Source organism: Amycolatopsis vancoresmycina (assembly GCF_000716785.1).
Lineage (GTDB): Bacteria > Actinomycetota > Actinomycetes > Mycobacteriales > Pseudonocardiaceae > Amycolatopsis > Amycolatopsis vancoresmycina.
The window spans coordinates 190,141-204,210 of the sequence record NZ_JNYY01000009.1 but is presented as its reverse complement, the minus strand read 5'-3'; the positions used below and the strand labels follow the sequence as shown (position 1 = coordinate 204,210).

Here is a 14,070-nt window from a genome sequence, read left to right as displayed (position 1 = left end):
TTGTGGGGGTCGAACCCCCACACCCCCGCCGGGGGCAAGCCCCCGGACCCCCATCCGAGTGGTCGCGTTGTGCGGCCGGGCGCGGGTTTGGGGGCAGCTGTTCGTGGTAACGCTCACGACCGGATGGCTCAGCGTGCGAGCGGCCGAATGCCGGTGCACGGTGGTCTCGTGGCACGTTCAGCACCGAAAATCCGGGGTCGTAAGAAGAAGCTGCGGTACGAGGACATCACCGTCGTCGACCAGTCGTTGCTCAAGCGGGCGGTGGGGGCCGCCGCGCTCGGCAATGCCATGGAGTGGTTCGACTTCGGCGTCTACGCCTATATCGCCGACACCATTGCCGAGGTGTTCTTCCCGGCCAGTGTGTCTCCCGGCGTCCGGCTGATCGGGACGTTCGGGGCCTTCACCGCCGCCTTCCTCATGCGGCCGCTCGGCGGGCTCGTGTTCGGGCCGCTCGGGGACCGGATCGGGCGGCAGAAGGTGCTCGCCGTCACCATGATCATGATGGCCATCGGGACCCTGTGCATCGGGCTGATCCCGTCGTACAGCTCGATCGGCGTCTGGTCGCCCATCCTCCTCGTGCTCGCGCGGATGGTGCAGGGCTTCTCCACCGGGGGCGAGTACGGGGGCGCCACCACGTTCATCGCCGAGTATTCGCCGGACAAGCGGCGGGGCTTCATGGGGTCCTGGCTGGAGTTCGGGACGCTGTCCGGGTACGTGCTGGGCGCGTCCGTCGTCACCGGGATGAAGGCCTGGGTGCCGCACGAGACGTTGCTCGACTGGGGGTGGCGGGTGCCGTTCCTGGTCGCCGGGCCGCTCGGGATCATCGGGCTCTACATGCGGCTCAAGCTCGAGGAGACGCCCGCCTTCCAGAAGCACGCTGCGGAGGCCGAGAAGCGCGGACGCTCCGGCGAGCCGTTCTGGAAGATGTTCACCGAGTACTGGCCCGCGCTGCTCATCTGCGTCGGCCTGGTGCTCGTGTTCAACGTCACCGACTACATGCTGCTGTCTTACATGCCCACGTACCTGTCCGAGCAGCTGCACCTCGACGCCACCCACGGCCTGCTGCTGATCATCGTCGTCATGGTCGTGATGATGCTGATCATCCTGGTCGGCGGGCGGATCACCGACCACGTCGGCCGCAAGCCCGTGATGATGGCCGGTTGCATCGGGTTCTTCGTGCTGTCGTGGCCGCTGATGCTGCTGGTGCACGACGGCGGGCTCGTCCTCACCTTCCTGGGGTTGATGGGGCTCGGGCTACTGCTGCTCTGCTTCGAGGTTTCGATGCCCGCGGCGCTGCCCGCGCTGTTCCCGACCGCGATCCGCTACGGGGCGCTGTCCATCGCGTTCAACATCTCGGTGTCGCTCTTCGGCGGCACGACACCGCTGGTCATGCAGTCGCTGATCTCCGCCACCGGGCACGACTTCTGGCCCGCCTGGTACCTGATGGCCGCCGGCGCGATCGGGGCCGTCGCGGTGTACTTCAGCCGGGAGACCGCGAACAAACCCCTGTGGGGGTCCGGGCCCGCCGTGTCGACCGAGGCCGAGGCGCGGGAACTGGTCCGCGACTCCGGTTAGTTCGCCGCCGTCCGCCACTGCTCCCAGGACAGCTGCCAGACGCTCCAGCCGTCGGTCGGCTCCAGCTTCGGGCCGCCGCTGTTCTGCACCGTGACCAGGTCGCCCTTCTTGGACGTGTCCATCAGCCACTTCGTGTTCTCGGTGGACAGGTTCAGGCAGCCGTGGCTGACGTTGCTGTGGCCCTGCTGCCGCACCGACCACGGCGCCGAGTGGTAGAAGATGCCGCTGTAGGACAGGCGGACGGCGTACTGGACGAAGGTGCTGTAGCCGCCGGGCGCGTCCGCGGGCACGCCGTAGGTGGCGGAGTTCATCGTGTAGCCGGTGTGCTCGCTCATCACGGTGTAGGTGCCGGCGGGCGTGGTGTGGCCCGGCTTGCCCATGGAGGTCGGCATGGTCCGGACCTCCTTGTCGTTGATCGTCACCGTCATCTGGTGCGTCCCGCCGTCGGCGACGGCGACGAGCTTGTCGCCGACGGTGCCGCCGACGCGCTTGTCCTCCCGGCCGTAGCTGCCGTTGCCGAGCGGCTTGCCGTAGACGGCGGCGTCGACCTCGATCTTGGTGCCGCTCTTCCAGTAGTCCTTCGGCCGCCAGGTCACCTGCTTGTCCCCGAACCACCGGAAGGCCCCCTCGGTGGCCGGCTCCGCAGTGACCTTCAGCGCCTTCTCGGCCGCGGCCTTGTCGGCGACGTTGCCGGTGAAGGTGAAGATCAGCGGCATCCCGACGCCGACCGTCTCGCCGTCGACGAGGTTCACCGAGACGTCGAGCTGCCGCGCGGGCTTGGCGGTGCTGAAGGTCGACTCCGCGGTGACGGGCTTGCCGTCGGAGCCGGTCGCGGTCGCCGTCAGCCGGTAGGTCTTGTGGTAGCCGAGCGGCTCGGCGGAGTCCCACCCGGAGCCGTCGGCCCGCGCCTTCCCGGCCACGACCTTGCCATCGGCCCCGGTGAGGCTGACCGCCCCGACCTTCCCGTCCGCCACGGTGACGCTCACGGGCTCCCCGGGCGCGACGTCCTTGGCGTCCTTCGCAGGGACGACGGTGAGCACGGCGGCCTTCGGCGCCAGCTTGGCCACACTGCTGGAGGAAGCCGTCACCGGCGGCGATTCACCCGAAGGGCTACTGCTGCAGCCCGCCACCGTGAGCCCGATCACCACAGCGGCCCCCAGCAGCCGCGCCCCCACGCCGGTCGAACCCCGCATGCCCACCCGCCCGTTTCGTCGTCGATGTCCGGCTACAGTGTGCCCGACCAGCCCGGACACCGGGGCGGCAACACCACAACCCGGTCAAGGGGACCCCCCTGAAAGGGCCCCCCAGCGGGGTGCTAATGTTTTCCACGTCGCCGAGGGAAACCTCCGGCAGACACCGGCGCCATTAGCTCAATTGGCAGAGCAGCTGGCTCTTAACCAGCGGGTTCGGGGTTCGAGTCCCTGATGGCGCACCCCACCACCCCAGGTCTGATTCTCTTAGGCCTGGGGTTTTGTGGTATCCGGACGCTTTCCGTCCTTTGTGGCTTACTTGACTCTCGGTTGCGGCACCGTGGACGGCGGCTCGACTTTTATCTGCTCACGATGGCTGTCGCTGGTGGCCGGTCCACTGCGGCTCCTCGACGGCGGACGAGGCGCCGGCCCTCCTCCCTCCGGTGCAGCGCCGCAGCGACCTCGCCGAGTAACCTGCCCCGCCGCCTGCGAATCCGGAGCCAGACGGTTCGGTGCGGCGTTGTTCGAACGCGTCCCCCGCATGATTCGCCATCGCCGTCGCGGCGCCGTCCGGCGTCGGCGCTGGGGAAAGTTGTCGGGCTGTAAACTCAATGTGACACCGGTGACCTTGTGTGCACTTCGGGTGATGCATGGTCTCGCCGGGAGCTTCAGAAAGGGCAGCGCGATGACCACACCACCGGGCCACGACCCGGGCTCCACCCTCGCCGAACGCCTGAACTACGCGATTCGCGCCAGCGGTCTCACCGACCAGCAGATCCTCGACCGCATCGAGGCCGGGGGCGGGCATCTGAGCCGCAACGCGCTCTACCAGCTCAAGACGGGGAAGAGCCAGAATCCCACGCTCGAGACGATCGGCTCCCTGGCCAAGGTCCTCAACGTCGCCGTGGCCTTCCTCACCGACTTCGGGGGCCGGTCCGAGGCTGCGGCCGCGGTCGAGGACGCCGAGACGAGGGCCGCGTTGAAACTGCTCCGCGAGGACGCCGGCGTCAAGGAAGTTCTCTTCCGCATGGGGCAGATGGATCCCGGCGCCCGGAGCGTCCTCGCCAGCATGAGCGAACAACTCGTCGCGCTGAACCGGAAACACAAACCACGCGAGAAGCCCGGACAGGAATAGCCGCACCATGCCCACCGACGACAGCCGGGCTCCCGGCGCCCCTGGCCGGCGACCGGAACTGCTCGGAGCCGCCGAGTACCGACGGCTTCGCCGCCGCATCAACAAGCTCCTGCACGAGGTCGGCGTCCCCGATCCGTGGGACATCCGCGAGTTCGTCCAGCGGCTGGCCGACTACCGCGGCCGGCCGATCGAGCTCCTCGTCGCCGAGATTCCCCCCGGCGGGCCCGACGCGATCTGGGTGCCCACCGAGCACGTCGACGTCATCCTCTACGACTCCGCCCTCCGCGAGGGCGACCTGCACTGGGAGCAAGTCTTGGCGCACGAGGCCGCCCACATCCTGCTCTGCCACCGCGGCGACGAAGACACCGTGCTCGCCCGCGGCCCGCTCGACGAGCGGCTGCGCGAGGTGATCACCCGTTACGCCGGTGAAGGCGCAACCGGGGATTACGTGCTGCACCGCGAAACGTACTCGTCCCACCAGGAAACCGAAGCCGAGGTCGGCGCGTCGCTCATCTGGAAGGCCGCCGGCCGTCGCCTCGTCGAACCGGAGCGCCACCTCCACGGTGAGGACCTCGCCAGCGTCGACGCCCTCGCCGCGATCATGGGACGCAGCCGTGCGTGAAGCCATCCAGACCGCGCTCCAGTACGTCATGGTGCTCGCCGGGGTCGGGGTCACGGGCTACCGGCTCGTCGACCTGATCCGCTCGCCGCGCCGGCCCGCGATGTGGGCGATGTGGTCCGGTCTGCTCCTGCTCACCGTGGCCGTCGCGGCCGGGATCGTCCTCCCGTTCTCCGCGTCGCGGTTCCTTGTCCAGCACCTGAGCACGCTCGGCTCCCTCGTCGCCTTCGAGTGGTTCTACCTGCTGTCCATCTACGGGCAGCGGAAACGGCCCGCGGAGATCGCCTGGTACCAGGCCGCCATGCTGCTGTTCACCGCCGGGATGGTCGCCGCCTGGGCGGCCAGCCTCGCGGTCGAATCGCCCGACTACCGGGAGCTGGACTACCACGCCTACCCATTCGCCCGGGTGATGGTGCTCTGCTACACGGCGGCGGTCGGCGCGTCGGCGCTGACCCTCAGCCGCCTGTCGTGGAAGTGGTCCCGGATCGCCGATCGGACGTGGCTGCGCCGTGGCTTGGTCGCCATGAGCCTCGGCACCAGCCTCGGCCTGGTCTACACCGTGCACCACCTGGGGTTCACGGTGCTGATCACCTTCGGCATCACCCCGCCCTACCCGCAGGGCCTCGAGGTGCCGGTGATCGCGCTCGGGGTCCTGCTCTGGCTCGTCGGCCTCTCGATGCCGGCCTTGGGGCCGCGGGCGACGTCCCTCCGGCTCTTCTTCGCGCACCGGCGGTCCTACCGGGAGCTGGAGCCGCTGTGGGAGGCGTTCACGACGGCGCTGCCCTCGATCACGCTGAACACGCGCCCGCCGGCCTGGGATTCGGAGTTCGCGCTGTACCGGCGGGCCATCGAGATCATGGACGGCCGAAGCCGCCTGCGCGGGTACCTCGACGAGGACGTCGCGCGCGCCGCCGAGCAGGCCGCGAAAGCCCGCGGGCTCGCCGGGGCCGAGCTGCTGGCCGCGGTCGAAGCCGCGCTGTGGCGGGACGCACTGGCCGCCCACGCAGCTCAGTCCCGCGAACCCAGCACGAAGATCGTGCAGGAACCGGCCACCGGCAACAACCTGGCGGCGATCGTGGAGTTCCTGCGCCTGGTGGCGCAGGAGTGGCAGCGCCCATCGCCCGCCGCGGCCCGCGGTTGATCCGGACGCGCCAAGCGGCACCCCCCGATCGGCACATCTTCACATAACACCGACCTTGCCATGTACTTTTTAGTTGACACTCCCCGTCGTGGGCGGATAGGTTGAAGATCTTCGCCGGGTGATCACCACCGCGCGGCGAAGACAGAGGGGGGAGCTTGCTGGCGACACCGATTCCGGGTCGCCAGCAGGCACAATCCCCATCAGAACCGTCCGCCGCAACGGACACGTGGCCCGCCACCCCCGAACCCGGGCCACCGCGGCGAACGACAAGCGCCCCGGCATCTCCCCCAGAGTGCTGGGGCGCTTCTTCTCGCCGCACGTCACCGCGACGTGGAAAGGTGTCCCGGTGAACATGCTCGGCGAGCTCCTGGCTCCGCAGCACCGTGCAGCCGCGGATCGAGGCGCCGGCCGTGCCGCTGCCGGTCACCGTGGCGTAGGCGCCGCGCTACCGTAGCCACTCGAGCCGGACGCATCGAGCGAGGGAGCTGACACCGTGGCACGTCTTCACGTCGGCTGCGCGATGTGGAACCACAAGGCGTGGCCCGGCCGGTTCCTGCCGCCGTCGTTGCCCGCCAAGGAACGGCTGCGGGCCTACGCCGGCTGGTGCAACGCCGTCGAGGGCAACACCACCTTCTACGCCACGCCCGCCCGGGACACCGTGGCGAGCTGGGCGGAGCAGACCGATGCCGGCTTCCGGTTCGTGGTCAAGGTGCCGAAGGTCGTCACGCACGAGCGGCGGTTCACCGGGGTCGAGCGCGAGATGCGGGCGTTCCTCGATGCCCTCGAACCCCTCGGGGAGCGGGCCGTTCTGTGGACCCAGCTGCCCGGCTCGTTCGGGCCGCCGGACGTCGACGCCCTCGGCCGGTTCCTGCGGCGCCTGCCCGGCGGGCTGCGGCGGGCCGTCGAGGTGCGGCATCCCGGGTTCTTCACCGACGCCGGCTCGGCGTTGCTGGAGGGCACCCTCGGCGCCGCCGATGCCGAGTGGGTGCCGTTCGACACCACCGTCTTCTTCGGGCGGCCGCCGGGCAGTGCGGCCGAGCAGGATGCGTGGGGCAAGAAGCCGCGGCTGCCGCGGCGGACGCGGGCGCTGACCGATCGGCCCGTCGTGCGCTACCTGGGGCGGGACTCGGTCGAAGAGACCGTCGAGGGGTGGCGGCCTTGGACGGGGGTGGTGGCCGGGTGGCTGCGGGAGGGCCGTTCGCCGACGGTTTTCCTGCACACCCCCGACAACGACGAGGCCCCGGCGCTGGCCCGGCGGTTCCACGACGACGTGCGCGCGCTCGTCCCCCGCCTCGACGCCCTGCCCGAGCCGGAGCCCGTCGAGCCCGCGACCCTGTTCTGAGCCTTCCGGTCCGACGCCGCGGGGCCCGCCGCCGTCGGCCGGCGGCGGGACCCGGGCGGTCGGTCACGGCAGGCCGGTCTCCGCCGTCCAGCCGTACTGGCCGATCTCCTTCTTCGCCAGCACCGTGCCGGTGGTGTCCAGGATCAGCTGGACGTCACCGTTGGTGGCGATCTTCCGGACCACGGGGTCGGTCTCCGCGGTCCAGCCCTCGCGGCCGATCCCCGTGCGGGCCGACACCGTGCCCGTGTTGTCCAGGACCAGCTGGAGCCCGTCGGCGCCGGCCGCGATGTCGGTGTTGCCCGGGCCGGACTCGACCGTCCAGCCGTAGCGGCCGATCTCCTTCTTCGCCGACACCACACGAGCGTTGTCGAGGATCAGCTGCGTCCCGTCGGAACCGACCGCGATCTTGCTGACCACCGCGTCCGTCTCGACCGTCCAGTCGTCCGGGCCGATCGTGTTCCGCGCCGACACCGTTCCGTACGCGTCGCGGACCAGCTGGACGCCGCCGTTCGTGGCGATGCGGGTCATGCCCGGTCCCGTCTCGGCGGTCCAGCCGTAGAGCCCGATGCCCTTCTTCGCCAGGACCGTCCCGGTGCCGTCGAGGATCAGCTGGGTGCCGTCGGAACCGACCGCGATGTCCGCGACCCCGGGGTCGGATTCCACCGTCCAGCCATACAGACCGATAGTGCTCTTCGCGAGCACCGTCCCGGTGTTGTCCAGGATCAGCTGGACACCGCCGTTGGTCGCGATCTTCCGGACCACCGCGTCGGTCTCGACGGTCCAGCCGCCCGGTCCGATTCCCGTTTTGGCCGACACCACGCCGGCGCTGTCGAGGATCAGCTGGGTGCCGTCGGAGCCGACCGCGATCTGCGACGGCAGCGAAGCGGCGGCGGCCGGGCCGGCCAGCGGCGTCAGCGCGGCCACGGCCAAGACGGCGACGACGCCTTTTCTGGTGCGTGTCATGGCTTCCTCCCTCGGCGAGTCAGGCGATGGGGTCGGATTCGAGCGTCCAGCCGTACTGCCCGATGCTGTCCTTGGCGAGGACCCTCCCGGTGTTGTCCAGGATCAGCTGCACGCCGCCGTTGGTCGCGATCTGCTTCACCACCGCGTCCGTTTCCACCGTCCAGCCGTACAGTCCGATCGTGTTCTTCGCCAGCACCGTGCCGGTGCGGTCCAGGATCAGCTGGGTGCCGTCCGCGCCGGCCGCGATGTCGCTGACGACGGCGTCGGTCTCGGCGGTCCAGCCGTAGAGGCCGATGTCCTTCTTCGCCAGCACGACGCCGGTGTTGTCGAGGATCAGCTGCGTCCCGTCCGAGCCGACGGCGATGTCCCTGACGACGGCGTCGGTTTCGGCGGTCCAGCCGTACTGCCCGATGCTGTTCTTCGCCAGCACCGTTCCGGTGTTGTCCAGGATCAGCTGGACACCGCCGTTGGTCGCGATCTGTTTGACCACCGCGTCCGTCTCGGCAGTCCAGCCGTAGAGACCGATGCCCTTCTTGGCCAGTACGACGCCGGTGTTGTCCAGGATCAGCTGCGTCCCATCGGATCCGACCGCGATGTCCTTGACGACGGCGTCCGTTTCCACCGTCCACTCGTACAGGCCGATGGTGTCCTTGGCCAGCACCGTGCCGTCCTTCGTCAGGATCAGCTGCACGCCACCGTTGGTCGCCACCTTCTTGACCACCGGGTCGGTTTCCAGGGTCCAGCCGTAGAGCCCGAGCCCCTTCTTGGCCAGGACCGTCCCGTTGTCCTTGCTGCTGAGGATCAGCTGCGTGCCGTCGGAACCCACGGAGATCCCGGCGGTGAGCGGCGGTGGCGCGGGCGTGTTGAACCGGTACAGGTCGTAGGTCCCCATCAGGCCGATGACCTTGCCGGCGTAGTTCGGATCGGTCGCGTACCCCGCTTTCGCCACTTCGCGGATGAACTGGTCCGGGTTGTCCGGGTAGTCGAACGCCGGGTCGTAGCGGTGGTTCGAACGGAGGAAGAGGCCGTGGTCGCGGAACGAGTCCGTCATCGAGGCGTAGACGCGGAACGACGCGATCACGGTGTGGCAGCCCGGGTCGCACTCCTGCGTGGGGAGGTCCTGGCAGCCGATCGCGATCGGGCCGTGGCCGCCGCTGCCGCACTTGATGCCGAAGTAGTTGTTCCCCGGTGCGCTCCGGCCCCAGTTGGACTCGAGGATCGCCTGCGCGACGGTGACCGACGCCGGCACCCCGAACTCGGCCTGGCCCGGTTGCGCGGCCGGGCCCGCGACGGCGATGAAATCGGTGTTGCCGGCCAGGGTGTCGGGCTGGACGGCGCCGTCGCGCACGGCGTCGGCGATGACGACCCGGTCGTCGGGTGGGCCGGCCGGCACGGCGAGCGCCGGGCCGGTGGCCGTGAGGGAAAGCGCGATCGCGGTGAGCAGGAGCAGCGCGCCGCGGTACCAGGTTTTCTCGGTCATTTCGGATTCCCGCGCCTTCAGACGATCGAGTCGGATTCGAGGGTCCAGCCGTAGAGGCCGATCCCGGTCTTGGCGAGCACGGTGTCGTTGCGGTCGAGGATCAGCTGGACGCCGCCGTTCGTGGCGATCCGGTCGACGACGGCGTCGGTTTCGACGGTCCAGCCGTACAGCCCGATGGTGTCCTTCGCCAGCACCGTGCCGGTGCGGTCGAGGATCATCTGGGTGCCGTCGGAACCGGCGGCGATGTCGGTGACGACCGCGTCGGTCTCGGCGGTCCAGCCGTAGAGCCCGATGGTGTCCTTTGCGGACACTGTGCCGGTGTTGTCCAGAATCAGCTGCGTGCCATCGGAACCGACGGCGATCTTGCCGACCACGGCGTCGGTCTCGCGCGTCCAGCCGTACTGCCCGATGCTGTTCTTCGCCAGCACCGTTCCGGTGTTGTCCAGGATCAGCTGGACACCGCCGTTGGTCGCGATCTGCTTGACCACCGCGTCCGTTTCCACCGTCCAGCCGTAGAGACCGATGCCCTTCTTCGCCAGCACGGTGCCGGTGTTGTCCAGGATCATCTGCGTCCCATCGGATCCGACTGCGATGTCGGTGACGACGGCGTCGGTTTCGACGGTCCACTCGTACAGGCCGATGGTGTCCTTGGCCAGCACCGTGCCGTCCTTCGTCAGGATCAGCTGCACGCCACCGTTGGTCGCCACCTTCTTCACGACGGGGTCGGTTTCGACCGTCCAGCCGTAGAGACCGATGCCCTTCTTCGCCAGCGCGGTGCCGTTGCCCTTGCGGTTGAGGATGAGCTGGGTACCGTCGGAACCCACGGAGATCCCGGCGTCCGGCGGCGGAGGCGCGTCCTCGACGATGTTCCGGTACCGCTTGGCGGTGAACGTGGCGGCGTAGCTCGCGCTCCAGACGCGCTGCTCGGCGAAGTGCCCGTAGTCGTATTCCTCCCAGACGACCGGGCGCGTCCTGGCTTCGTCGTTCCAGCCGACGAACAGGGCGATGTGGCCGGTGCGCCACAACGCGTCGCCGAACTTCAGGTCCGACCGGTCGATGTCGGTCATCAGCGGCAACAGGGACTGGGTGTTCTCGGACCGCTCCAGGTTCCAGGCCATGGAGACGAACCCGGAGCAGTCCTGCCGGTAGCTGCCGTACTGGTTGGTGTGGTAGGCCGACTGGCTGTACGGCACGTGGTCGTCGAGCCAGCTCTGCCCGCGTTCGCGGACCTCGGACCGGGAGATCGGTCTGTTCGCCATCGTGGTGAACGCCGGCTTCAGGTCGGTCGGCTCGGGCTTGGCCGCCGGCCCGGCGGTGACCTCCGGGCCGGCCGGGGAGACGACGGGCGCTGCCGAGGCGGCGGCCGGGAAGCCCAGCGCCGCGACCGCCGACAGCGCGAGCACCGGCGCCAGCACGCGGGCCTTCCACGCCCGCCTTGTTCCTTCTTGCACGATCGGGTCCTCCGAATTCGCTTGCCGGGTGGGACGCGAAGACCGTCTCCCGCGGCGCTTCAAGCGAACTGGACGAACCCTTCACGGGAACCCCGGGCGATTTCGGAGGTTTTCCGGAGGCCGGTGGCTCAGAGTCGCGGCATGGAAGGGCTCGGCAGCGGTTCGGCCGCCTCGCGGCACCCGGACCGTTCGAAGATCGCCAGCGCGGTGGCGCGCAGCTCGGCGGCGCGCCGGTCGTCACCGAGGCCGGCGACGGCGGCCGCCAGATCGCGGCTGGTCCGCGCCTGCCACACCGGCAGGTCCAGCGCCTGCCACCATTCGAGCGACCGGGTGAGGTACCGCGTCGCCGCGTCGAGGTCGCCGCCGGCGAGTTCCAGCTCCCCGAGCGTCCGCAGCACCAGGGCCTGGCCGAAGCCGTCGGCCAGCTCGTTGCATGTCGTCAACGCGGCGTCGAGCACGTGCCGGACCTCGCGGCCCCGGCCCTGCCGGATGCGGACCTTGGCCAGTGCCTGCTCGGCGTAGGCGGTCATCAGCCGGGCGTCGGCCAGCCGCAGGTCCGCGACGGCACGGGCGCAGCAGTCCGCGGCCTCGTCCAGCCGGCCGGCCGCGCGGTGCACGATGCCGAGTGACCGCTGCGCCAGCGCGGCCGCGCGCCGGTTGCCGATCGACCGCCACGCCGACATCGCCGCACCGGTCAGCTCCGCCGCTTCGGCGAGCCGGCCCTGTTCGGTCCGGAGCATGCCGAGGTTGTGGTCGGCCATCGCTTGCTCGTCGGCCGTGCCGGTCGACCGGAGCACGGGCATCGCCCGCGTGAGCGCCGCTTCGGCGTCGGCGTACCGGCCGCGTTCCCGGAGGACGAAACTGAGTTCCAGCCGGGTTCTCGCCTCCGCGCCGGCGTCCCCCAGGTCGTGGTACGCCGTGAGCGCCTGCGCGAAGTGGGACACCGCCTCGTCGAAGCGGTCCTGCTCGTAGTAGAGCCGGCCGACCCCCACGAGGAGCAGCGCTTCACTGGCGCGGTCGCCGGTTCGCCGGGCCGCGGCGAGCGCCGCGGTGTGACTCCGGCGCCAGTGGCCGAACCGGTTGTGGACGGCGTAGGACGAGGTGGACAGTTCGACGGCCAGCGCGGTCGCGAGCTCCACCAGGTCGAGCTCGCCCGCCAGCTCCACGAGGTTCGCCAGCAGGGCGTGCTCGCGCTCGCACCACCCGCCGGGTTCGGCCAGCAGCTCGGTGACGGTCGCCGCGTCCAGGTGGCCGATCCCGGCGGGTGGTTCGAGGACGCCGGGCGGCCGGGACGCGGCCCGGCGCAGCAGCTCCAATCCGGCCCGGCAGACCCGTTCGAGCGCCGCGCGGGTCCCGGCCCGGTCGGGGTCCGCCGTCACGAGCTCCCCGGCGAACGCCCTGGTGAGGTCGTGGAACCGGAAGCGGGCGGGTCCCGCCCCCGTCGCGTCCAGCAGCTGCGCGTCGACGAGCCGTTCGACGACGGCATCGGCGGCGCGCAGCGGCACGTCCAGCAGCGGGGCCGCCAGCCAGCTCGCGAACTCCGGCACCCCGAGCAGCGCGAGCCGGCGCAACGCCGTCCGTTCGGGACCGGCCAGCGCTTCGTAGCTCAGCGCGAGGCTGCGCCGGACCTCGAGGTCGCCGATGGCCAGCTCGTCGAGCAGGTGGCCCTGCCTGCTCAGCCGCCGCACCAGCGCGCCGGTCGTCCAATGTGGACGCGCGGCGAGGCGGGCGCCCGCGATCCGCACGGCCAGTGGCAGGTGCCCGCACAGCCGCACGATCTTCCGCGCGGCTTCCGGGTCGTCCCGGAGCCGGCCGTCCGGGACGAGGACCGCCAGCAGGGCCAGTGCTTCCGGCTCGGGCAGCTCGCGCAGGTCCAGCAGGCTCGCGCCGGCCAGCGTCGCCAGCCGGGCCCGGCCGGTCACCACCACCGCACAGCCGGTCCCGGCCGGGACGAGCGGCCGGACCTGCTGTTCGTCGAAGGCGTTGTCGAGGACGACCAGCACCCGCCGGTCGGCCAGCAGCGACCGGTAGAGATCGGCGCGTTCGCCGTCCGCCGCCGGGATCGACGCGTCGGCGACGCCGAGCGAGCGCAGGAACCGGACGAGCACCTCGGCCGGGTCGACCGGTCTCGGGTGCGGGCCGCCGAGGTCGGCGTAGAGCTGGCCGTCCGGGTAGTCCGGCCGGACCCGGTGCGCCGCGTGCACGGCGAGCGTGGTCTTGCCGGAACCGGGTTTCCCCGAGATGGCGCAGATCCGGGTGGCGGCCGGGCCGGCCGGCTGCAGGGCACCGACCACCCGGCGGAGTTCGTCCTGCCGTCCGGTGAAGCCGGCGATCGCGGGCGGGAGCTGGCGCGGCACGGCGACCACCGCCGGTGCGCGCTCACCGGCCACCGCGGCGGCGGGCTCGCCCAGCACGGTCCGGAAGGCGGCCTGCAGTTCCGGCCCGGGCGCCACGCCCAGTTCGTCGTCGAGCAGGCGCCGGGCCTGGTGGAACGTCTCCAGCGCGTCGGCCTGCCGGCCCGCCTCGTGCAGGGCCAGCACGAGCAGGGCCCGCAGCGGTTCGCGCAGGGGGTGTTCGCCGACCAGCGCGGTCAGCTCGCCGACCAGCGTCCGGCCGCGGCCCGACCGGAAGTCGGCGGTCAGCCGGGCCTCCAGCGCGTCGAGCCGGGCCTCCGCGAGCGTGACCCGCGCCCGCTCGGCCCACTCGCCCCGGACGCCGCCCAGCGGTTCGCCGGTCCACAGCGCCAGCGCGGCGGCCAGCGTCGACGAGGCCAGCTCCGGGTCGCCGCCGTCCAGCGCCTGCCGTCCGGCCAGCACAGCCCGTTCGAAGCGGGTGAGGTCGATCGACTGCGGGTCGGCCCGCAGGAGGTAGCCGGGAGCCTGCCGGACCAGGAGCTCGCCGCTCGCCGCTCCGGCGAGCGTGCGCCGGAGCGTGGACACGTACGTGTGCAGCATGGCCCGGGCGCTGTCCGGCGCTTCGTCCCCCCACAACGCCGTGACCAGCGCGTCCCCGGCCACCACCCGGCCGGCGTTGAGCACCAGCATCGCGAGCAGCGACCGCGGCTTCGGGCCGCCCAGCGGCACGGGTGCCCCGTCCACCACCACCGTCAACGGTCCCAGCAACCGGAAATCCACGTGTCCTCCCCCAAGAACCCGGCACAGCCGGGGGGAGGCG

At 71.0% G+C, this 14,070-nt stretch carries 10 protein-coding genes and 1 tRNA gene; 6 read left to right on the top strand and 5 right to left on the bottom strand.

Going from position 1 to position 14,070, the window contains the following annotated elements:
• Positions 1-147 precede the first annotated feature (147 nt).
• The gene (gene proP, locus OO60_RS23420; protein ID WP_003060994.1) at positions 148-1,575 is read left to right on the top strand and encodes a glycine betaine/L-proline transporter ProP; all 1,428 of its coding nucleotides are present in this window, start codon (positions 148-150) and stop codon (positions 1,573-1,575) included.
• On the opposite strand, the gene OO60_RS23415 is transcribed toward proP, so the two are convergent.
• Positions 1,572-2,768 carry a L,D-transpeptidase gene (locus tag OO60_RS23415; protein WP_209441397.1) on the bottom strand — a complete coding sequence of 399 codons (1,197 nt, stop codon included), beginning with the start codon at positions 2,766-2,768 and terminating at the stop codon, positions 1,572-1,574. The genes proP and OO60_RS23415 overlap by 4 nt on opposite strands.
• A gap of 166 nt (positions 2,769-2,934) precedes the next feature.
• On the opposite strand from OO60_RS23415, the gene OO60_RS23410 reads away from it, so the two are divergent.
• The 5 genes from OO60_RS23410 (at position 2,935) to OO60_RS23390 (ending at position 7,002) form a co-directional block, all read left to right on the top strand.
• Positions 2,935-3,007, top strand: a tRNA-Lys gene (locus OO60_RS23410).
• A 443-nt stretch (positions 3,008-3,450) separates the two neighbouring features.
• Positions 3,451-3,900: a helix-turn-helix domain-containing protein gene (locus tag OO60_RS23405; RefSeq protein WP_003060991.1), complete on the top strand. Its 450-nt coding sequence runs from the start codon at positions 3,451-3,453 to the stop codon at positions 3,898-3,900.
• A 7-nt stretch (positions 3,901-3,907) separates the two neighbouring features.
• A complete protein-coding gene (locus OO60_RS23400) occupies positions 3,908-4,522 on the top strand; it encodes a hypothetical protein (RefSeq protein ID WP_003060989.1) in 615 nt (204 codons plus the stop codon).
• Entirely contained in the window at positions 4,515-5,660 is a 1,146-nt protein-coding gene (locus OO60_RS23395; RefSeq protein WP_003060987.1) for an MAB_1171c family putative transporter, read from the top strand. Before OO60_RS23400 ends, OO60_RS23395 begins: the two co-directional genes overlap by 8 nt.
• A gap of 520 nt (positions 5,661-6,180) precedes the next feature.
• Positions 6,181-7,002, top strand: coding sequence for a DUF72 domain-containing protein (locus tag OO60_RS23390; RefSeq protein ID WP_003060985.1), 822 nt, complete (start codon positions 6,181-6,183; stop codon positions 7,000-7,002).
• 63 nt (positions 7,003-7,065) lie between these two features.
• Here OO60_RS23390 and OO60_RS23385 read toward each other — a convergent pair whose 3' ends face one another.
• The 4 genes from OO60_RS23385 to OO60_RS23370 form a co-directional block, all read right to left on the bottom strand.
• Positions 7,066-7,965, bottom strand: a complete 900-nt coding sequence (locus OO60_RS23385; RefSeq protein ID WP_003060983.1) for a hypothetical protein — start codon at positions 7,963-7,965, stop codon at positions 7,066-7,068.
• A 19-nt stretch (positions 7,966-7,984) separates the two neighbouring features.
• Entirely contained in the window at positions 7,985-9,445 is a 1,461-nt protein-coding gene (locus tag OO60_RS45035) for a glucosaminidase domain-containing protein (RefSeq protein ID WP_051767747.1), read from the bottom strand.
• A 17-nt stretch (positions 9,446-9,462) separates the two neighbouring features.
• Positions 9,463-10,896, bottom strand: coding sequence for an NlpC/P60 family protein (locus OO60_RS45030; RefSeq protein WP_156081320.1), 1,434 nt, complete (start codon positions 10,894-10,896; stop codon positions 9,463-9,465).
• A gap of 128 nt (positions 10,897-11,024) precedes the next feature.
• Positions 11,025-14,030, bottom strand: coding sequence for an AfsR/SARP family transcriptional regulator (locus OO60_RS23370; protein WP_003057890.1), 3,006 nt, complete (start codon positions 14,028-14,030; stop codon positions 11,025-11,027).
• Positions 14,031-14,070: the final 40 nt, after the last annotated feature.

What these genes read in the sequence shown, in the direction of transcription:
- proP (WP_003060994.1), top strand. Translation starts at nt 148, where the DNA reads ATGCCGGTGCACGGTGGTCTCGTGGCACGTTCAGCACCGAAAATCCGG.
- OO60_RS23415 (WP_209441397.1), bottom strand. Translation starts at nt 2,768, where the DNA reads ATGCGGGGTTCGACCGGCGTGGGGGCGCGGCTGCTGGGGGCCGCTGTG.
- OO60_RS23405 (WP_003060991.1), top strand. Translation starts at nt 3,451, where the DNA reads ATGACCACACCACCGGGCCACGACCCGGGCTCCACCCTCGCCGAACGC.
- OO60_RS23400 (WP_003060989.1), top strand. Translation starts at nt 3,908, where the DNA reads ATGCCCACCGACGACAGCCGGGCTCCCGGCGCCCCTGGCCGGCGACCG.
- OO60_RS23390 (WP_003060985.1), top strand. Translation starts at nt 6,181, where the DNA reads ATGTGGAACCACAAGGCGTGGCCCGGCCGGTTCCTGCCGCCGTCGTTG.
- OO60_RS23385 (WP_003060983.1), bottom strand. Translation starts at nt 7,965, where the DNA reads ATGACACGCACCAGAAAAGGCGTCGTCGCCGTCTTGGCCGTGGCCGCG.
- OO60_RS45035 (WP_051767747.1), bottom strand. Translation starts at nt 9,445, where the DNA reads ATGACCGAGAAAACCTGGTACCGCGGCGCGCTGCTCCTGCTCACCGCG.